Source organism: Pseudomonas sp. VD-NE ins, assembly GCF_031882575.1.
Lineage (GTDB): Bacteria > Pseudomonadota > Gammaproteobacteria > Pseudomonadales > Pseudomonadaceae > Aquipseudomonas > Aquipseudomonas fluorescens_BZ.
Genome location: NZ_CP134772.1, coordinates 3,006,720 through 3,025,732 on the forward strand (window position 1 = coordinate 3,006,720; position 19,013 = coordinate 3,025,732).

Genomic DNA, 19,013 nt, shown 5'->3' on the forward strand with positions numbered 1-19,013 from the left:
ACCCTGTGGCGTGATGGCAGTTCCGAAATTCCTTGCCGGATGTGTCGAACGAGCGGCCAAGAGTGGTTCAGAGGCCTTGCTGCAACGCGGGATCATCGGGGTTCAGCTGCTCCAGTTGCGCCAGCAGAATCTGTACGTTCTGCAGTTGCCCGCTTTCCTTCCAGTAGTTGATCAGCAAGACCCGCGCCTTGCGGTCGGCGGGGTGGCGCTGGACAATTTCCTGCAACTGTTTCTGCGCCGCTTCCAGTTCTTCGGCACTGTGCAGGGTGGTGGCGAGGTCGTAGCGATAATCCTTGTTGTCCGGTTCCAGCTCGACCGCTTTCGACAAGCCGAGCAGGGCGTATTCGCGCTGATCGTGGTGCAACAGCCACAAACCCAGGGCATGTTGCAGATAGGCCGAATCAGGTTGTGCCTTGAGTTGCTGGCCCAGCAGTTGCCGGGCGGCATCGGTTTGGCCCTGGCGGTCGAGGACATCGATCTGCATCACCAGTGCCTGCAGATTGCCGGGTTCCAGGCGCAGAGTATTGTCGAGCGCGACCTGCGCCTCTTTGAGTTCGGCGTTGTGGATATGCAGTAGGGCCAGTTGCGCGTAGTTGGCGGCGCTTTCCGGCTGCGCCTTGAGCGTTTGCTCCCAACCGTCGATCGCTTGTTGCAGGGGCGCGAAATACAGACCCAGTTCATCCGGGGTCAAGCCGAGCAGGGCGTTGATGGCGGCAAAGCGCACGGTTTGATCTTCATCCTCGAGCATTGGCCCGAGCAACAGGCTGCGTTGCCCGCCGGGCACCAGTCCCACCACGCTTTTGATCGCCGCCAGCCGCACGGCGGGGGATTCGTTTTGCAGGTCGGTGTCGGCCAGCTTCAACGCCTGTGGACTCGGGTAGTTAGGCAGCTCGCCATGCAGCCACACGCGGCGCTTGACCGAGATGTCCCGCCGGCCCAGTTGTTGATACAACTGACGCGCCGCGCCCGGTTGACCCTTGCGGGCAGCATCCAGCGCCTCGCTATAGCCGTGTTTGATCGCATCGGGTATGACCGGCACGGTGCTGCGCACGGATAACCACGCGACAATGATGACAAGCACAAGGCCCAGGCTGATAAGCAAGTAGCGGCGAGACTGAGGCATGCAGGTTTCCGAAACAGGCGTTCTTGAGCAGAGCGGCAAGCTTCGGTCAGCGCGGGCCATGAGTCAAACCCTTGCATGCGAATCGCCCTACAAACTGCGTCGACTCAGTTACCCGTCAGGCTTTCGATGCAGTGTCTACGCTTGCAGAAGTCGTTTCGATGAGTGTGCCCATGCAAGCCCTGTTCAATTACTTCAAGGCCGTGATCCACCCCGGTCAGGCTGTCCTGCTGTTTGCACTGCGAACCATTGCGGCGGGGTTGTTGACGCTGTATCTGGCGTTTCTGTTTGACCTCGATCAGCCCAAATGGTCGATCATGGCGGTAGTCATTGTCAGCCAGCCCTTGGCCGGGATGGCGCTGGCACGCAGTTTCGGCCAGGTGATCGGCACGACCCTCGGGGCCGCGGTGGCGGTGTTGATCATGGCCATCTTTCCCCAGGCTCCGTTGCCTTTCATTACCACCCTGGCCCTGTGGCTGGCGCTGTGTACGGCAGGCGGTACGTTGCTGCGTTACACCAGTTCGCAAGCGTTTGTGCTCAGTGGTTACACCGCTGTGGTCGTGGCTTTATTGGCGATCCCGGACCAGGATGGCACGTTTCTGTTGGCGGTTACCCGCGTGACCGAAACCTTGCTGGCCGTGGCGTGCGTGTGTGTGGTCAGCCTGCTGACGGCGCGCCCACAAGCGGTGGCCAAGGGGTATTTCGCCAAAGTCGATCAAGTGATCAAACTGGCTGCCAGCCACGCTGCGGCAGTGCTTCGCACGGAGGAAAGCGAGGCCGGGTTTCAGCGTCGGCAAATGCAGCTGCTGGGGGAAATCAGCGCACTTGAAGGCTTGCGGCGGCACTTGTACTTCGATGCTCCACGTTTGCGCAGCGCCAACAATCTGGTGCTGTTGCTCGGCAACCAATTGATGTTGCTCACCTCACGGCTGACCGCGTTGCGTCATCAGCGGCAATTGCTCACCGAGCGCTGGGAAGGCGATCTGCCGCTGGATATCCAGCGACTGCGCGCCGAAGAACTCGCGGTGCTTGATCAACTGGCGGAGCAGGGCCGTTCGGTATCGGCCGATGCTCGTCATCGCATCATCACACTGCAAAAGCAATTCGATGACCTGGCCTATGAGGCCGAACAATTGACCGAGGACATGAGTGCCACGCTGCGTTCACTGGCGTGGGCGTTGCGCTGGGAGCAGGCGCGTCTGCTGCAGCAACTCGAACAGATCCTTGAGTTGAGCGATGCGATTCAGGAAGGGCGGGAAGCCAGTTGTCTCTATCGCGGTCAGGCGAGCCCGCTACACCTCGATTTCACGCTGGCCTCGATGAATGCCATCCGCGCCTTCACCGCGTTGCTGGTTGCGGGGCTGATCTGGATCGAAACCGCTTGGGACGGCGCCCGTGGCGGGATGATTCTGGTGGGCATCCTCTGCTCGCTGATGGCGACATTTCCGCGACCCTTGATGGCGGCGCAGAGCTACGCTCGTGGGTTGGGATTGGCGTTGCTGGTGTCGGCGCTCTATCAGTTCATGCTGGTGCCATCGATCAGTGACTTCGAACCGTTGGCGCTGATGATCGCGCCGTTGTTGTATGTCATCGCGGTGGGACTGGCGAGTCCTGCGACGGCCGGCATCGGCATGGGGCTGGGCTTGTCGAGTTTCCTGCTGATCGGTCCGCAGAATGTCGGTACCGGGCAGAACACCGCCATTCAATGGTTCGAGTTTGCCGGCGCCTATGTCAGCGCGGCGATGCTGGCGTTGATTGTCTACGCATGGATTTTCCCGTTTCGCCCGGCGCTGCGAATTCGTCGTTTGTACAACGAAGCACGCGAACAGGTGTATGCCTTGAGCAAGTTGCCGGCCACTGATGAACAGCAATTTGCCTTTGAAAGCCGCATGGTCGATCGCCTGACCAGCATGCTTGGCCTGCTGCCAGCGGTGAACAACCGTACGATGCAGCAGTTGTATGAGATCAGCCTGGCTTGCGTAGCGCTGGGGGTGGCGATGCATCAGTTGCGACAGCAAGCCCAGAACAACGCGCTGTTGACGGACGCCTTCACTCAGAGCCTGTCTTCGGCCCTGCGCAAGACCGGGCGCTTTGTGGCCGGGCGACAGGATGTTCAACTGGCACCCTTGCTGCACACATTGCACACATTGCACACATTGGGCGATGAACTGGATGAGTTGCATGTCGCCAGTCATGAGCATGTGTGGTCGCTGTTCCGTATGCGCGTCGCCTTGTTGATCGTCGTGTCATTTCTGCAGCGCCACGGTGAAACCATCCAGCGTTCGGTCCCGGAAGGAGAAGCAGCCCTTGCCCATTGATTTCGAGATCGGCGGTGTCTACCTGCCGCCCATTGCCCAGGCGCTATTGTTGGCCATACCGATTTTCATGGTGCTGGACTGGGGATTGCGGCGTCTGGGTTTGTTGCGTCTGGTCTGGCATGAAGCGCTGTTTGAAGGGGCCTTGTATGCCTGCGTCTGTGCCACGCTGATTTTGCTGATGGGAGCCTGATGCCTTGAAAGTGCTATTCACACGATTGATCACGTTGGCGGTGGTGCTGCTGGCTATCGTCCTCGGCTGGTTTGCCTGGGAGCATTACACCCGCGCGCCGTGGACTCGCGACGCCCGGGTCAGAGCGGATGTGGTGACGCTGTCGGCGGATGTTTCCGGGCGTATTGTCAGTCTGGCCGTGCAGGACAACCAGCACGTCGACAAGGGGCAATTGTTGATGGAAATCGACCCGGCGCGCTACCGCCTCGCGGTGGAGCATTCGCGTCGCGAGGTGGAAGTGGCCAAGGCGACGCTGGGGCAGTCGCAAGCGGCGATCGTGGCCAGCGAAGCCTTGCTCAAGCAGCGACAGAGCGAAGAGCGTCGGCGGCGTACGCTCAAGCAGGGTTTTGCCATTTCCGGCGAAGAGTGGGAAAAATCCAGTACCGACGTGGCCGTGGCCCAGGCAGACCTGTTGCGTAATCAGGCCAATCTCGGTCTGGCTGAGGCCAATGTGCAGTTGGCGATAGCCGCGCTGACTCAGGCCGAACTGGATTTGCAGCGAACCCGCGTCGAGTCACCGGTCAGCGGCTATGTCACTAACCTGCTGACTCGTGAAGGTGACTACGCAGTGAGTGGCGGCGCTTTACTGGCTCTGGTCGATAGTGACTCGTTCTACATCAGCGGTTACTTCGAAGAAACCAAATTACCGCGAATTACAGAGGGCGATCGGGTACGGGTGCAATTGATGAGCGGGGAGACCTTCGGCGGTACGGTGCAGAGCATTGCCTTCGCCATTGCCGACCGGGAAAACGCGCCGGGCAGCCGGCTGCTGGCCAACATCAACCCGAGTTACACCTGGGTAAAACTGGCGCAGCGGGTGCCGGTGCGGATCGACATCGATGGCGACTATGCCGGCAAGAACCGCTTGCGTGCAGGCACCACAGCGACCGTCACCGTGCTGGAAAACTGATCCCTGTAGGAGCTGCCGCAGGCTCGGGCCGCGATCGGACGATCTTTTGATCTGCTCTTTTAAAGCAAAGTCAAAAGATCGTCCGATCGCGGCCCGAGCCTGCGGCAGCTCCTACAGAAGAGAGTGTGATTTTCGAGGCATAAAAAAACCCCGCGACCGAATGATACGCGGGGCAAAAAATTTGGTTGGTTGCGGCCAACCAAAGGAGCTCTTTAACAATCGATTACTTGCTGGCCACTGTCTCCGGTTGCCAGCCACCGCCAAGGGCCTTGTAGATCGCGACGATGCCGCGATACAGGTCGACTTCGGCCTGGGCCTGGCTGTCTTCGGCATTCAACCGTTCACGCTGAGCGTCCAGCAGCACGAGGAAGTCTGTCGTCCCTTCGCGATAACGGATTTCAGCCAGGTCGGCTGCCTTGCGGCTTGATTCACTCTGACGGATCAGCGATATCAGGCGTTGCTGACGCTTGCCGTAATCGCTGAAAGCGTTTTCCGACTCTTCCAGGGCCAGCAGCACTTGTTGCTCGTAGGTCGCCAGTGCGCCTTCGGCATCAGCATCGGCGCCACGCAAACGGGCGCGCACGCTGCCAAGGTCGAACGCCGCCCAGGTGATGCTCGGGCCGAGTGCCCAGGCGTTGGCCGCCGAGGAACCGATCTGCGAACCGCGCCCGGCCGTCCAGCCGAGGAAACCGCTGAGGCTGACCCGCGGGAACAGATCGGCTTTCGCCACGCCGATGCGCGCCGTGGCCGAAGCCAGTTTGCGTTCAGCGCTGAGAATGTCCGGACGACGTTGCAGCAGTTCACCCGGATCACCGATTGGCAGAGCTTTGGCAATCGCCGGCAAGTCTTTCGGGCTCAGATCGACGGTCAGCTTGTCCGGACGCTCGCCCAATAGGGTAGCGATACGGTTTTTCTGCCGAACCTGTTCTGCCTGCAATTGCGGCACGCTGGCTTCGACCGAGGCCAGACGCGCATCGGCCCGTTCGACGTCGAGCTGATCGCCCACACCGGCGTCACGCAGGCTGATGGTGATCTTGCGTGATTCCACCTGGTTGTTCAGGTTGGCCACGGCGATCTTTTCGCGCAGTTGCGCGCCACGCAGTTGTCCGTAGGCGTCCACCAGTTCGGCAATCATGGTGACTTGTAGCTGGTACAGATCGGCTTCGGCCGCTTGCTGATCGGCGTCGCTGGCTTCCAGATTGCGCTGGATGCGCCCGAACAGGTCAAGCTCCCAGGCCATGTCCAGACCGAGGTCATAGCGCTCGCTGTTGACCCGGTTGGTGGTCTGGCCGGGGATTTGTCCCTTGGCCAGATCACTGCTCGCGCGGCTGGTGATGGTCGGCATCGCATCGTTGCTGGCATCGTCGCGGATCGCCCGGGCGGCTTTCCAGCGGGCGAACGCCACGCGCAGTTCACGGTTGCCTTGCAGCGATTGGGTCACCAACTGGTTGAGGGTCGGATCGTCGAATTGCTGCCACCAGATGCCTTCGAATTTCGAACGGTCGAAGTTCTTTTGCCCGGCGGCGCCGTCGGTGGCAGCCGTAATGTTGGCCGCCTCCGTGGCTGGGGTCTTGTAGTCGGGGCCGACAGCGCAGGCGCTGAGAGCCAGCACCAGCAGGCTCGGCAGGAAGACTTTCAGACTCATTGTTGCGCCTCCAGTTTCAGAGCTTTGGCCGCTTTGCGGGCTTCGCCGCGTTCGACAAAGTTACGGATCAGTACGTAGAACACTGGCGTCAGCAACAGACCGAAGAAGGTCACCCCAAGCATCCCGGAGAACACCGCCACACCCATGGCGTGACGCATTTCGGCACCGGCACCGCTGGAGAACACCAGTGGCACCACACCCATGATGAACGCGAAGGAGGTCATCAGGATCGGCCGCAGGCGCAGACGGCAAGCTTCGAGTACTGCCGCGAGCGGGTTGAGGCCTTCTTCCTGTTTGTCCTTGGCGAACTCGACGATCAGAATCGCGTTCTTACAGGCAAGTCCCACCAGTACGATCAGGCCGATCTGGGTGAAGATGTTGTTGTCACCGCCGGAGATGATCACACCGGTGATGGCCGACAGCAGGGTCATCGGTACGATCAGGATCACTGCCAGTGGCAGGCTCCAGCTTTCGTATTGAGCGGCAAGCACCAGGAACGCCAGCAGTACGCAGAGCGGGAACACGAACAGCGCGGTGTTGCCGGACAGAATCTGCTGGTAGGTCAGATCGGTCCACTCGTAGGTCATGCCATTCGGCAGTTCATCCTTGAGCAGTTTCTCGATGGCTTTTTCCGCCTGGCCGGAGCTGTAGCCCGGGGCAGCTGCGCCGTTGATTTCTGCGGTGATGAAGCCGTTGTAGTGCATCACGCGATCCGGGCCCGAGGTGTCGCTGACCTTGATGAAGGTCGCCAGCGGGATCATTTCGCCTTTGTTGTTACGCACTTTCAGCTGACCGATCTGATCGGATTCGAGGCGGAACTGCTGCTCAGCCTGAACGTTGACCTGATAGGTGCGCCCGAAGCGGTTGAAGTCGTTGGCATACAGCGAACCCAGGTAGATCTGCAGGGTGTCGAAGATGTCGCTGACGGCCACGCCGTGGGTCTTGGCTTTTTCACGGTCGATGGCGGCATCGACCTGCGGCACGTTCACGGTGTAGCTGGTGAACAGCCCGGCCAGTTCCGGCACGCTGTGGCTCTTGTTGATGATGTTCATGGTTTCTTTGTACAGCTCGTCGTAGCCCAGGTTGCCCCGGTCTTCGATTTGCAGGCGGAAACCACCAATGGTGCCCAGACCCTGTACCGGCGGCGGCGGGAAGATCGCCATGTACGCCTCTTGAATGTTCGCGTACTGGCCGTTCAAGGCACCGGCAATTGCACCGGCGGACATGCTTGGGTCTTTACGTTCGTCGAACGGTTTCAGGGTCACGAACACGATGCCGGCGTTCGGGCTGTTGGTGAAGCCGTTGATCGACAGGCCCGGGAACGCTACGGCGCTTTCCACGCCTGGCTGTTTCAGCGCCAGATCAGACATGCGCTTGATCACGTCTTCGGTGCGATCCAGGCTCGAAGCGTCCGGCAGTTGCGCGAAGGCCACCAGGTATTGCTTGTCCTGGCCAGGTACAAAACCGGTCGGCGTGCTGGAGAAACCGAAGAAGGTCAGCACCATCAGGCCGGCGTAGAGCAGAAGGGCGATGCCGCTGCTGCGGATAACCCGGCCAACCGTACCGACGTAGCCATGGCTGGCGCGGTCGAAGAAGCGGTTGAACGGACGGAACAGCCAGCCACCGAAAATCTTGTCGAGCATCCTGGAGAAGCGGTCTTTCGGCGCGTCGTGGCTTTTCAGCAATACCGCGGCCAGTGCTGGCGACAGGGTCAGCGAGTTGAACGCCGAGATCACGGTCGAGATCGCGATGGTCAGTGCGAATTGCTTATAGAACTGCCCGGTGAGGCCGGAAATGAACGCTGCCGGAATGAACACCGCACACAGCACCAGTGCCGTGGCAACGATCGGGCCGGTCACTTCACGCATGGCGCGCTTGGTGGCTTCGACCGGATTCAATCCGAGCTCGATATTGCGCTCGACGTTCTCCACCACCACGATGGCGTCGTCGACCACGATACCGATGGCCAGTACCAGGCCGAATAGCGACAGCGCGTTGAGCGAGAAGCCGAACAGGTGCATCACCGCAAACGTACCGATCAACGATACCGGCACCGCCACCAACGGAATGATCGAGGCACGCCAGGTTTGCAGGAACAGGATCACCACCAGCACCACGAGAATCAGTGCTTCGAAGAGAGTGTGAACCACTGCCTCGATCGAGCCGCGCACGAAGATCGTCGGGTCATAGACGATGCTGTAATCCATGCCTTGCGGGAAGTTTTTCTTCAGCTCGTCCATCTTTCCGCGAACTTCGTTCGAGATGTCGATGGCATTGGAGCCTGGGCGCTGGAAGATCGGGATGGCCACCGCCGGCTGGTTGTCCAGCAACGAGCGCAGGGCGTATTGACTGGAGCCCAGTTCGACGCGAGCGATGTCTTTGAGGCGAGTGATCTCACCATTGTCGCCTGCGCGAATGATGATGTTCTCGAACTCTTCCTCGCTGACCAGTCGGCCCTGAGTGTTGACCGACAGCTGGAAGCTCTGGGCATTCGGGGCAGGGGGCGCACCCAATTGGCCGGCCGCGACCTGACGGTTCTGTTCACGAATGGCGGTGACCACATCGGTCGCGGTCAGATTGCGCGAAGCGGTCTTGTTCGGATCGAGCCAGACCCGCAGCGAGTAATCGCCCATACCAAACAACTGCACATCACCAACGCCGTTCAGACGAGCGAGCTCATCCTTGATGTTGAGGATCGCGTAGTTGGACAGGTAGAGCATGTCGTAGCGTTTGTCCGGCGAGGTCAAGTGCACAACCATGGTCAGGTCGGGCGAGGCCTTGTCGACGGTGATACCGATGCGCGTCACTTCCTCGGGAAGCTTGGGCTCGGTACGGGTCACCCGGTTTTGCACCTGCACCTGCGCGTTATCCAGGTCAGTGCCCAGGGCGAAGGTGATGGTCAGGGTGATCTTGCCGTCGGCGGTCGACTGCGAGGACATGTACAGCATGTTCTCGACGCCAGTAATGGCTTGCTCCAGCGGAGCGGCCACGGTTTCGCCGATGACTTTAGGGTTGGCGCCCGGGAAGTTGGCACGTACCACCACGGTTGGCGGCACGACTTCCGGGTATTCGCTGATCGGTAGCTGGAACAGCGAGATCGCACCGGCGATCAGGATCAACAGCGACAGCACCGCTGCGAAGATCGGCCGTGAAATGAAGAATTGGGAAAAATTCATCGGAGTTGTCGTCCCTTAACCGCGTGGGGTCGTAGCAGCCAGCTTCACAACCGAACCGGACGCACCTTTGGCAGGGGCGACTTTGGGCAGGTTGCTGGCTTCCAGCGCTTGACGTTGTTGAGCGAGTGCCGCGATGGTTTGTTCGCTGGCCATTGGCACGACTTCAGGAGTGACCGGCGAGCCAGGACGAACCCGTTGCAGACCCTTGACGATGATCGTGTCGTCCTTGTTCAGGCCATTACGGACAATGCGCAGGCCTTCGATTTTCGGACCGAGTTCAACGGCGCGGTACACGGTTTTATTGTCCGCATCCATCACCAGCACGAACTTCTTGCCGAGGTCGGTACCGACCGCTTCATCATTGATCAGCATGGCGTTGTAGGTGCCGCTGCCGACCAGTTTCAAGCGTGCGTAGAGGCCCGGGGTGTAGGTGCCGTCGCTGTTGTCGAACACCGCGCGACCACGGATGGTGCCGGTTTTCGGGTTGACCTGGTTGTCGACGAAGTTCATCTGGCCGAGGTGCGGGTTGCCGTCTTCGTTGGACAGGCCCATGTACACCGGGGTGGTCGCGCCGCGCTGGCCGTTACGGGCAAGTTGGGTGTATTTGAGAAACACCCGCTCATCGGCGTCGAAGTAGGCGTAGACGCGGTCAGTGGAAACCACACTGGTCAATGGCGTGGTGTCGGCGGTCACCAGGTTGCCGGCGGTGATCTCGGCACGGCTGACGCGGCCACTGATCGGCGCGGTTACGCGGGTGAAGCTCAGGTTCAGCTTGGCCAGGTCCAGTTGCGCTTGCAGGGCACCGACGGCGGCGCGGGCTTCTTGTGCAGCGCTGGTGCGCGAGTCGGCCAGTTCGGCGGAAATGGCGTTGCTGGCGCGCAGACGCTCACCACGACCAGCCTCGTTTTCACTGCGAGTGGCGTTGGCGCGGGATTGGGCTACGAGCGCTTCGAGGCGGCGCACCTCAGCCTGGAACGGACGCGGATCGATCTGGAACAGCAGGTCGCCTTTCTTGACCAATGCGCCTTCAGTGAAAGCGACGTCATCAATCTGGCCAGAGACCCGTGGACGGATTTCAACGGTTTCCGGCGCTTCGAGGCGCCCGGTGAATTCGTCCCACTCGTTGACCGGTTGTTCCAGCACCTTGGCCACGCTGACTTTCGCAGCGGGCATGCTGGCGGCAGTCTCCGGAGTCTTGCCGCAGGCGCTCATCACCAGTACGGCCAACATGGCCAACGGGAAGCGCAAATGTTTGAGTGACTGTTCCATGGATGCATCCGCCAATGTATTGAAGATGGGCGGATGATGCTCGGCGGGGTGTGATGGCACGAATCGAATGAAGCAAAGGTAACTATCATTCGGAATGATATAAGACTCGAACGAGCCCTCTAGCATGCACCTTTCGTTAGGTGGCTATCAATCTCTCTAAGGGCAATTCTGTGTTGCCCGGTGTGCAAAAGTCAGGAGCGAGGCTGCGCGGCGGGGATTATGCGGGGATTAAAAATGCCGAACCCGCCATGGCGGGTTCGACAATACGATCAGAGCTTCGGCAACTGGCCGATGCGTCCGATCATTTCCGTCACGATCTGCAGATCCAGCTGGAATTGCTCCACAGTCTTGAATTCGCCATCAGTGTGACCGGTGTACTTCACGTTCGGCATGGCCAGACCGAATTGCACGCCATTCGGCAGTTCATGCACCGAGGTAGCGCCTGCGGAGGTGCCGAACTCGTGTTTCATGCCCAGATTTTCTGTTGAAACAGCCAGCAGTGCCTTGACCCATTCGCCCTCAGGATTGCGGTACATCGGTTCCGCGATCGAATAGTCGAAGGCAACGGCTACGTGGCTTTTCTTGCTCCAGGCAGCCAGTTTTTCAGCGATTTCAGCCTTGAGTTTCTCCGGCGACTTGCCCTTTGGAACGCGCAGATTGACCGCGAGTTTGAATGCTTTGTCATCCATGCCGACGTAGGTCAGCGACGTTGTCAGCGGGCCCATGAAGGCATCGGAGAAACCGACACTCAGCTTGTTGCCCAAGTAATCCAGACCCCAGTTGTCGGCAGCGTAACGCGCGGCATCGGTGATGTGGTTGTGCTTGAACGCGACTTTGCCATCAAGGCTATTGATAAAGACCAGCATCCGCGCGACCGGGTTGACCCCGGATTCGGGCTCGGAGGAGTGCGCAGATACGCCAGTCACGGTCAGTTTGACGTCCTTGCCGTCGACCTTGGCGCTCACCTGGAAGTCGCCGCCATTGCGCTTGGCAAACTCGTCACCGGCCTTTTGCAGGCTGGCAGCCAGTTCTGCAGGCTTGTCGGTGACCAGCGTGGCGACCGACGCCGACGGAATCTGGTTGGTCGCCAGGCCGCCGGTCATCGAGGTGATTTCCGCACCTTTGCCTTCACCCTTGCGCTTGGCAAAGTTGGCCATGACCGTGCCGTAGCCTTTCTCGGCAATCACCACCGGGTAACCACCATCCAGCGCCAGGTTGTAGTTCGGCGTCGGATTGCGTTCGAAGTAGTAAGGAATCGCGTCGCCCGTGGTTTCTTCAGTGGTGTCGACCAGCAACTTGAAGTTGCGCACCAGCGGCAGCTTTTCTTCCTTGATGACTTTCATGGCATACAGCGTAACCACGATGCCGTTCTTGTCATCCTCGGTGCCGCGACCATACATGCGATCGCCGATCAGGGTGATCTTGAACGGGTCGAGGCGGGTGCCATCCTTGAGCACCCAGTTTTCCGGCGTCACCGGCACCACGTCGGCGTGCGCATGGATACCAACCACTTCATCGCCGCTGCCGTCGAGGGAGATCTCGTAGACGCGGTTGTCGATGTTGCGGAATTTCAGATTGAACGACTCGGCAAGGCTCTGAATCTTCGCCGCGATCTTGGTGAATTCCGGGTTGTCATGCTGTTCGACGCCGTCCTTGCGATAGGTCGGGATTTCCACCAGTTCGCGCAGGGTTTCGGTGGCGGCAGCGCTGTATTTCGCTCGCGTGTAGATGCCCAGCAGACGATAGACTTCATTCTGCTGATCGGCCGTCAACGTCTTGTTGTCGAGGTAAGCACCAATGGCCGGACCGATGTCGGCGGTTTTCGCCAGATCGCTCTTGCCCAGATTGCCGAGGAACTGACGGAAATCAGTGACCTTGTCAGCACTGTAAGTCTTGAGAATCTCAGCGCTCTGTTGCGGAGTGATATTGGCTTGCGCGGGCGCAGTGAACACGGCAAGACCGGCCAGCATCAAGGTGGTGGCAGCCAGTTTTTTGAAAGGGACATTCATTACGAAGGGCATTCCTTTGCAGGGCAGTGAGTTAGGCGTGCCTCAACGCTGAGACACATACACTTACAAACTAACACCGTGCCAGAGCCTTGCGGGAGTCCTGAAAGGGGATCTGTCGCACAAAAATGCAAAAGAGGCGCACAAATGAAAAAGCCCGGGGAGGGTTCCCGGGCTTTTTTATGGGTGCCGACGATCGGGGCTATCTGAAAATCTGCTCAATCATGACCGTGGAGGGAATGAATAACGTATTCGTGTAATAGGCCTCATACCCATAGGCAGTTATGCGAACTTTGCACGGGATTGAAGCTTGCGATGTCAGCAACGGTTTGATGGCGTCGTAGTCATTCAAGTCGCGTTGCGTTCCATCCGCATTGGTGTAGTAAAAGATCAGATCGGAGGAAAACTTGTAATTGGGCCTGGCTTGACTGCGTGCGTTCACTCGCCCTTCGGCTTTTACCGCGATTGAATGCTCGGATGAGAACTCCATGTCTCGGTTCAGAGAGCAGATCAGGGTAGGGCTGAGCTGGTTGGAACTTTCGTAATCATTGAACGCGTTCTGCAAATCCACAGTGGAGTTGAAATGTGCCGTGAACAGGTTGGCGGGGCCGAGCTCAAACGACGATAACGTGAGGTCGGCGGGTGGAATACTGGCCGTTTTTACGCAGCCAGTGCAGAGAAGAACGCCAAGGTAAATGACCGCGCGGAATTTGTTCATTGGCCGAAGATACCGTTGATTGAATCAAAAATCAGATCGCAGGCGGACTTCGTTCCTTGCACCCGCTCTATAAATAGCCACTCAGCAGAAGGCATGGTGTTTATCAATGGTTTTATTGATGGTCGGAACAGCCTCGATAATCGAAGTGACGTTTAGGGTGAGTTTGGTTCTATCATGAGTAGGCGTTCATGTATGCACCTTTCTGATCACTCGCTGGATACTGCTCTTATGAGAGACCTGCCACCCACCGCCACCTTGCGCGCATTTGAAGCTGCCACCCGGCACTTGACCTTTACGTCGGCCGCACAAGAGCTGCATGTGACTCAAAGCGCGGTCAGTCATCAGCTCAAGCATCTTGAGGCCCTTTGGGGAGTGCAGTTGTTTGAACGTGGCAAGGCGCTACGCCTCACGGCAGCGGGGGCTGCGCTGGCGCCCATCGTGCGGGAGTTTTTCATCAGCCTGGAGGCGACTTTGGGCGATTTGCGCGAGCAAAAAGACAGAGTTCGACTCAGCGTCAGCACCACCTATTCCTTCGCGCTCAAATGGCTGCTGCCACGCTTGCCGCGTCTGGCTCGTCAGCACCCCGAGCTGCTGGTCGCGCTGGACACTACGGATAAAATAATCCACTTCTCTCACAGCCAGGCTGATGTTGCGATCAGGCTTGGCAAGGGCGACTACCCCGGTCTGCATTCTGAGTTCCTGTTTGGGGAGCAGGTATTTCCTGTGGCCAGCCCCGAACTGTTGCGACGCGTCGGGACTCCGCAGAGCCCCGCAGAACTGTTGCATTTCCCGCTGCTCACGCGCGATGGTGCCGAACTGGTACCAAAATGGGAGGTATGGTTTCAAGCCGTCGGGCTGGCCTATTTGCCGCTCAAGGAGAGCGTCAGATTTGGCGATACCAACATGACGGTCGAGGCAGCCTTGCTCGGCCAAGGCGTTGCATTGGTGCGCAGCGGGCATGTCGAGAACGAAATCAGCGATGGCCGTTTGGTGCGGCTGTTTGATGTGCCATTCCCATCACCGCTGGCGTACTACTTCGTCTGCCCCAAGGGCATCGAATCACAACCGCACATCGCCAGCTTTCGCCAATGGTTGGTCAGCGAGGCACTGAAAGTCCAAGGATTGGATGAGTGAGTCATGAGCATTCGTTCATGCTGCGATGAGGAGACTTCGTTTTAATCCCGGCGCTGCATTGCCTAAAGTGGCGCATGCCTATCCATATCATCTTCCTCGTGCTTTTCGCCGCGCTCCTGCATGCCAGCTGGAATGCGCTGCTGCGTAGCGGCGCCGATCGGCTGTGGTCGATGACAGTAATGTGCATTGCCATCGCGATCACCAGTGTTATCGCCGCAGTGTTCATGGTGCCCCCCGCGATTGAGAGCTGGGGCTACGCGGTGCTGTCGGGGTTGCTGCATGTCGGCTACAACCTGTTTCTGGTACGCAGTTATCGGGTCGGCGACCTGGGGCAGACCTATCCGATTTCTCGTGGATCGTCGCCGGTGCTGATCACTTTGGGGGCCGCCGTGTTTGCCGGAGAACGCATCACGCCTGACGTGTTACTCGGTATTGCGCTGGTGTCAGGCGGGATTATGTCGCTGGCTTTCAGAGGGCGCAGTCTGTCGGTTCCCAGCCTGCCTTATGCGCTGGGTACGGGCGGTTTTATCGCGGCCTACAGCGTGGTCGACGGCATCGGCGCCCGGCTCTCCGGCGCGCCGCTGGCCTACACGGTGTGGATGTGCGCCCTGTGGGGCGTGCTGATGCCGGTGGTCTACATCGGCCTACGCGATGCCCGCAGCTTGTTCTGCGTCCGGCGCGGAACAGTGACCGCGTTGGTCGGGGGGCTGGTCTCTTTGCTCGCGTACGGAATGGTCATCTACGCCATGAACGAAGCGCCGCTGGGCGCGGTATCGGCATTGCGCGAAACCAGCGTGCTGTTTGCGGCGTTGATCGGCTATGTGTTTCTCGGCGAGACGCTCACCGCGCGCCGGATACTGGCATGCGTAGTGATCGCCAGCGGCACCCTCATCATCGGCTGATGCAGCCAGCGGCTCAGGAGCTTTATTTCATGGTCAACGTCTCGCAGACACCGCTGATTCTAATCACGGGTGGAAGTCGTGGAGTGGGGGCCGCCACCGCGCGGCTCGCCGCCGAAAGAGGTTATGACGTCGCTATCAGCTACGTTGCCAACGAGTCCGCAGCGCTGGCCGTGGCTGCGGATGTAGAAGCATTGGGGCGCCGGGCGTTGGCGATGCGGGCCGACAGTGCGGACCCGCAACAGGTGGCCGATTTGTTCACTGCCATCGACCGCACCTTCGGACGCATCGACGTCCTGGTCAATAACGCCGGGATGCTGGCGCCTCAGTCGCGCCTGGAGAACCTTGGCTTCGAGCGGATGCAGCGCATCTTTGCGGTCAATGCCATTGGGCCAATACTCTGTGCCCAACAGGCGGTGAAGCGTATGTCTTACCGTCACAACGGCCCGGGCGGTGTGGTGATCAATGTCTCTTCGGCTTCGGCGCGCCTCGGCAGCCCCAACGAGTACGTCGACTATGCGGCATCAAAGGGCGCGTTGGAGACGTTCACCATTGGCTTTGCAAAGGAGGTGGCTCGGGAAGGTATACGCGTCAACTGTATTCGCCCCGGACATATCTATACCGAAATGCATGCCAGTGGTGGTGAGCCGGGGCGAGTTGATCGTGTCAAGGACTCGATCCCGATGGGGCGGGGCGGACAGCCTGAGGAAGTGGCACGCGCGATTCTATGGTTGGCGAGCGCGGAGGCTTCATTCGTTACCGGTACATTTCTCGATGTAACGGGAGGTAAATGAGTCGGTGGCAGGGATCATCGACTAGCTGCATTCGGCTTGCCTCACCTTGCGACTCAATCCAGGTGTCTTGCCCGTAATGCGCTTGAATGCACGACTGAAAGCGGCCTGGGAGGTATAGCCCAAACGTTGCGCTACCTCTTCAATCGGTAGCCTTTCGAGGGTCAGCCACTGGCTCGCAAGCCGCATCCGCAGTTCGGTGACATAGCGTAGCGGGGCCATGCCAATCGTCGCCTGGAAACGGTCCGCGAAGACCGAGCGTGAGGTGTTGCAGTGCTCTGCCAGCTGCGCAACAGTCCAGTCGCGGCCCGGTTGTTGATGGAGCGCAAGCAGTGCACCGGCCAAGCGGGGGTCGCGCAAGGCGGCGACCAGGCCAGAGGCATTGCCGCAGGCGCACTCGACCCAGCCGCGAACGACCATGGCCGCCACCACGTCGGCCAAACGCGCGAGGATACCGGCGTAGCCGACGCGTGCGGCGCTGACCTCACGTTCCATGGTAGTCAGGATCGGCACCAGTCCGGGGTAACGCTGGCCGCCGGCATCAATCAGCATCAGTCCCGGCATCAGCCGGCCAAGGCCATGGATACTGCCCAGTTCAAACTCCATACAAGCACTGAACAGAATAGTGCTCGGAGTGGCGCTGGCATCGGTTCCGGTATCCACCGCGCTGACGGTTTCACCCAAGGGCGCACCGTCTAGACGATCGATGTCCTGAACAGGCGCGCCCTGATGGGAAAACAGTTGATGGGCTGCGCCATGGGAAATAAACACGGCGTTGCCGGCAGACAGCGCGTAGGTGCTGCCGTCCTCCATTCGCAGTACCGCATTGCCTAAGGCCATGAAGTGGAACCAGGCGTGCCCAGGTTTTTCCGCAAAGCCCAAACCGAAAGCTGGACCCGTCTGGATGCGCCGGTATTCAACGCCACGCAGGCGCATGCCGCGCAACAGTTCGTTGATGAGGTCCGAGGAAAGAGCAAACTGATCTACAGGCATCGTTCAGGTGTTTTGATCAAAAAGTGGAGACTGTGGATCATAGATCATCCGGATTTCGGCGCCTAGACTTCGGCTCGCAATGAAACTTGGGAGATCTGTGCAATGACTGACTGTGTATGTAACACCGTATCCGACCGCCATTGCGGCGTCGGCGCGGACGTAGAACCTGCAACCCCGGCGTGGATGGCAGTATTTTCGTTGGCAATGGGGGTGTTCGGATTACTGACCGCTGAGTACCTTCCGGCCAGTTTGTTGACGCTGATGTCTACCGACCTGGGTGTGTCCGAAGCGCTGGCTGGCCAGGCGGTAACGGTAACCGCCGTGGTGGCGCTGTTCGCCGGCTTGTTGGTGCCAGGTCTGACCCGTGGTATCGACCGACGTTGGGTGTTGTTGGGTTTTTCGACGTTGATGGTCGCCTCCAATCTGTTGGTCGCCGTTTCCTCCAGCTTCGCGGTGCTGTTATTGATGCGCATCTTGCTGGGTATTGCCCTTGGAGGGTTCTGGAGCATGGCGGCGGCGGTAGCGATGCGTTTGGTGCCGAGCGCTTTGTTGCCCCGGGCGCTGTCGATCATTTTCAGCGGCATCGCCATCGGCACGGTCGTGGCAGTGCCGCTGGGCAGCTATCTGGGCGGGCTGTATGGCTGGCGCAGCGCGTTCTTCGCAGCGGCGGTGGTAGGCATGGTGACCCTGGCTTTCCAGGCGTTCACTCTGCCGCGTCTTGCGCCGCGCCGGCCGGCACGCCTGCGCACTGTGCTCGAGGTGTTGCAGCGCCCAGGCATCGCCATGGGGATGTTCGGTTGTGTGCTGGTGCACAGCGGGCACTTCGCGATGTTTACCTATGTTCGACCCTTCCTTGAAGGGACTACCGGCATCGGCGCGCAAGGGCTGTCACTGATGCTGCTGGGGTTCGGTGTGGCGAACTTCGTCGGCACGCTATTGGCCGGCAGGCTGCTGGAGCACCACCCGCTGGCCACTCTGGTGCTGATGCCCGCGCTGGTCGGCATTGCAGCACTGGCGTTGGTGCTGTTGCCGGCCTCGGTACCGGGGCAAGCGGTACTGCTGGCGGTCTGGGGCATGGCATTTGGTGGTGTGCCGGTGGCGTGGTCGAACTGGGTCGCCAGCGCGGTACCTGATCAGGCGGAAAGCGCCGGTGGCATGGTAGTGGCCTCTGTGCAGTCAGCCATCGCCACGGGCGCCGCCGCTGGCGGTGCAATGTTCAGCCTCGGTGGCAGCGCAGGCGTATTCGTAGCGGCAGCCGTGCTGATGCTGCTGGCGGCGTTGCTGATTGCTCTGCGTGTCCGCGTCCCTTCTACCCATGGCATTCGCCAGTCCAAGCCCGCGCTGCACCTTTGATCCGGTTTGCCAAACCGCCTCGATCCGTCCGTAACCAGGGACGCAGCCGTGTTATCGAGCTGCAAGCGGGGCGAACCGACCCTGTTCTGTTACTGAACTCCCATGCCGCTAATGGGCCAGTTGGATTGGGTCCAACTGGCGCAGAAGCCGGATCCCGAAACCTGGCAGGGTTGGGTCAGTGAAGCAGCGGCGAGGAAAATCGATGCGACGTTTTGCAAGGTTTTCCAAGGCAGGGAAGCCTTTCTTTAATCGCAGATAGATTGCGCTGAGTTTGCCGATGTTCGCCGTTCTAAAGTGCGCACCGTCGCGGTCGATAACTCAGAGTACGCATGGGCTCTATCTCCTCATAACAACACATGCGACGTTCAATGCTAGCGTTTCTCCTTGCCAAAACTATAAATACCCGCAGGTGAAGTCATGAATATCAAGCAGAAGTTGACCTGGGCGTTTGC

Annotated in this window: 14 protein-coding genes; 7 read left to right on the forward strand and 7 right to left on the reverse strand. The window is 59.6% G+C overall.

Features of this window, described 5'->3' with window-relative positions:
• Positions 1 to 67: 67 nt before the first annotated feature.
• Positions 68 to 1,123, reverse strand: a complete 1,056-nt coding sequence (locus RMV17_RS13315; RefSeq protein ID WP_311886807.1) for a tetratricopeptide repeat protein — start codon at positions 1,121 to 1,123, stop codon at positions 68 to 70.
• Positions 1,124 to 1,293: 170 nt separating this feature from the next.
• Between RMV17_RS13315 and RMV17_RS13320 the strand changes: the two genes are divergently transcribed.
• The 3 genes from RMV17_RS13320 to RMV17_RS13330 are packed head-to-tail and all read left to right on the forward strand — an operon-like array spanning position 1,294 to position 4,577.
• Positions 1,294 to 3,438: an FUSC family protein gene (locus RMV17_RS13320; protein ID WP_311886808.1), complete on the forward strand. Its 2,145-nt coding sequence runs from the start codon at positions 1,294 to 1,296 to the stop codon at positions 3,436 to 3,438.
• Positions 3,428 to 3,628: a DUF1656 domain-containing protein gene (locus tag RMV17_RS13325; protein ID WP_108224502.1), complete on the forward strand. Its 201-nt coding sequence runs from the start codon at positions 3,428 to 3,430 to the stop codon at positions 3,626 to 3,628. Before RMV17_RS13320 ends, RMV17_RS13325 begins: the two co-directional genes overlap by 11 nt.
• Before the next feature lie 4 nt (positions 3,629 to 3,632).
• On the forward strand, positions 3,633 to 4,577 hold the full coding sequence (locus RMV17_RS13330; protein WP_034154194.1) for an HlyD family secretion protein: 945 nt from the start codon (positions 3,633 to 3,635) through the stop codon (positions 4,575 to 4,577).
• A gap of 223 nt (positions 4,578 to 4,800) precedes the next feature.
• Here RMV17_RS13330 and RMV17_RS13335 read toward each other — a convergent pair whose 3' ends face one another.
• The 5 genes from RMV17_RS13335 to RMV17_RS13355 form a co-directional block, all read right to left on the reverse strand.
• Positions 4,801 to 6,222 carry an efflux transporter outer membrane subunit gene (locus tag RMV17_RS13335; protein ID WP_108224504.1) on the reverse strand — a complete coding sequence of 474 codons (1,422 nt, stop codon included), beginning with the start codon at positions 6,220 to 6,222 and terminating at the stop codon, positions 4,801 to 4,803.
• Positions 6,219 to 9,398 carry an efflux RND transporter permease subunit gene (locus tag RMV17_RS13340; RefSeq protein WP_034154192.1) on the reverse strand — a complete coding sequence of 1,060 codons (3,180 nt, stop codon included), beginning with the start codon at positions 9,396 to 9,398 and terminating at the stop codon, positions 6,219 to 6,221. The genes RMV17_RS13335 and RMV17_RS13340 overlap by 4 nt, the downstream gene beginning before the upstream one ends.
• A 15-nt stretch (positions 9,399 to 9,413) precedes the next feature.
• Positions 9,414 to 10,667 carry a multidrug efflux RND transporter periplasmic adaptor subunit MexE gene (gene mexE, locus RMV17_RS13345; protein ID WP_034154191.1) on the reverse strand — a complete coding sequence of 418 codons (1,254 nt, stop codon included), beginning with the start codon at positions 10,665 to 10,667 and terminating at the stop codon, positions 9,414 to 9,416.
• Between the two features lie 269 nt (positions 10,668 to 10,936).
• Positions 10,937 to 12,676 (reverse strand): dipeptidase, encoded by a 1,740-nt coding sequence (locus RMV17_RS13350; RefSeq protein WP_311886809.1) that lies wholly within the window; start codon positions 12,674 to 12,676, stop codon positions 10,937 to 10,939.
• A 199-nt stretch (positions 12,677 to 12,875) separates the two neighbouring features.
• Positions 12,876 to 13,391: a hypothetical protein gene (locus RMV17_RS13355; RefSeq protein ID WP_311886810.1), complete on the reverse strand. Its 516-nt coding sequence runs from the start codon at positions 13,389 to 13,391 to the stop codon at positions 12,876 to 12,878.
• A 228-nt stretch (positions 13,392 to 13,619) separates the two neighbouring features.
• Between RMV17_RS13355 and gcvA the strand changes: the two genes are divergently transcribed.
• The 3 genes from gcvA (at position 13,620) to RMV17_RS13370 (ending at position 16,218) form a co-directional block, all read left to right on the forward strand.
• Entirely contained in the window at positions 13,620 to 14,525 is a 906-nt protein-coding gene (gcvA, locus tag RMV17_RS13360; protein WP_108224507.1) for a transcriptional regulator GcvA, read from the forward strand.
• A gap of 74 nt (positions 14,526 to 14,599) precedes the next feature.
• Positions 14,600 to 15,427: a DMT family transporter gene (locus RMV17_RS13365; protein WP_311886811.1), complete on the forward strand. Its 828-nt coding sequence runs from the start codon at positions 14,600 to 14,602 to the stop codon at positions 15,425 to 15,427.
• Positions 15,428 to 15,456: 29 nt separating this feature from the next.
• A complete protein-coding gene (locus RMV17_RS13370) occupies positions 15,457 to 16,218 on the forward strand; it encodes an SDR family oxidoreductase (protein WP_311887041.1) in 762 nt (253 codons plus the stop codon).
• Between the two features lie 21 nt (positions 16,219 to 16,239).
• On the opposite strand, the gene RMV17_RS13375 is transcribed toward RMV17_RS13370, so the two are convergent.
• Complete coding sequence (locus tag RMV17_RS13375; protein ID WP_311886812.1) at positions 16,240 to 17,208, reverse strand: AraC family transcriptional regulator; 969 nt, start codon at positions 17,206 to 17,208, stop codon at positions 16,240 to 16,242.
• A gap of 102 nt (positions 17,209 to 17,310) precedes the next feature.
• Between RMV17_RS13375 and RMV17_RS13380 the strand changes: the two genes are divergently transcribed.
• A complete protein-coding gene (locus tag RMV17_RS13380; protein ID WP_311886813.1) occupies positions 17,311 to 18,561 on the forward strand; it encodes an MFS transporter in 1,251 nt (416 codons plus the stop codon).
• The last annotated feature ends 452 nt before the right edge of the window (positions 18,562 to 19,013 follow it).

Excerpts from the sequence above, each read along its gene's own strand:
- RMV17_RS13340 (WP_034154192.1), bottom strand. The coding sequence starts at position 9,398 with ATGAATTTTTCCCAATTCTTCATTTCACGGCCGATCTTCGCAGCGGTG.
- RMV17_RS13370 (WP_311887041.1), top strand. The coding sequence starts at position 15,457 with ATGGTCAACGTCTCGCAGACACCGCTGATTCTAATCACGGGTGGAAGT.
- RMV17_RS13380 (WP_311886813.1), top strand. The coding sequence starts at position 17,311 with ATGACTGACTGTGTATGTAACACCGTATCCGACCGCCATTGCGGCGTC.
- RMV17_RS13375 (WP_311886812.1), bottom strand. The coding sequence starts at position 17,208 with ATGCCTGTAGATCAGTTTGCTCTTTCCTCGGACCTCATCAACGAACTG.
- RMV17_RS13350 (WP_311886809.1), bottom strand. The coding sequence starts at position 12,676 with ATGAATGTCCCTTTCAAAAAACTGGCTGCCACCACCTTGATGCTGGCC.
- gcvA (WP_108224507.1), top strand. The coding sequence starts at position 13,620 with ATGAGAGACCTGCCACCCACCGCCACCTTGCGCGCATTTGAAGCTGCC.
- RMV17_RS13365 (WP_311886811.1), top strand. The coding sequence starts at position 14,600 with ATGCCTATCCATATCATCTTCCTCGTGCTTTTCGCCGCGCTCCTGCAT.
- RMV17_RS13335 (WP_108224504.1), bottom strand. The coding sequence starts at position 6,222 with ATGAGTCTGAAAGTCTTCCTGCCGAGCCTGCTGGTGCTGGCTCTCAGC.
- mexE (WP_034154191.1), bottom strand. The coding sequence starts at position 10,667 with ATGGAACAGTCACTCAAACATTTGCGCTTCCCGTTGGCCATGTTGGCC.
- RMV17_RS13320 (WP_311886808.1), top strand. The coding sequence starts at position 1,294 with ATGCAAGCCCTGTTCAATTACTTCAAGGCCGTGATCCACCCCGGTCAG.
- RMV17_RS13355 (WP_311886810.1), bottom strand. The coding sequence starts at position 13,391 with ATGAACAAATTCCGCGCGGTCATTTACCTTGGCGTTCTTCTCTGCACT.
- RMV17_RS13315 (WP_311886807.1), bottom strand. The coding sequence starts at position 1,123 with ATGCCTCAGTCTCGCCGCTACTTGCTTATCAGCCTGGGCCTTGTGCTT.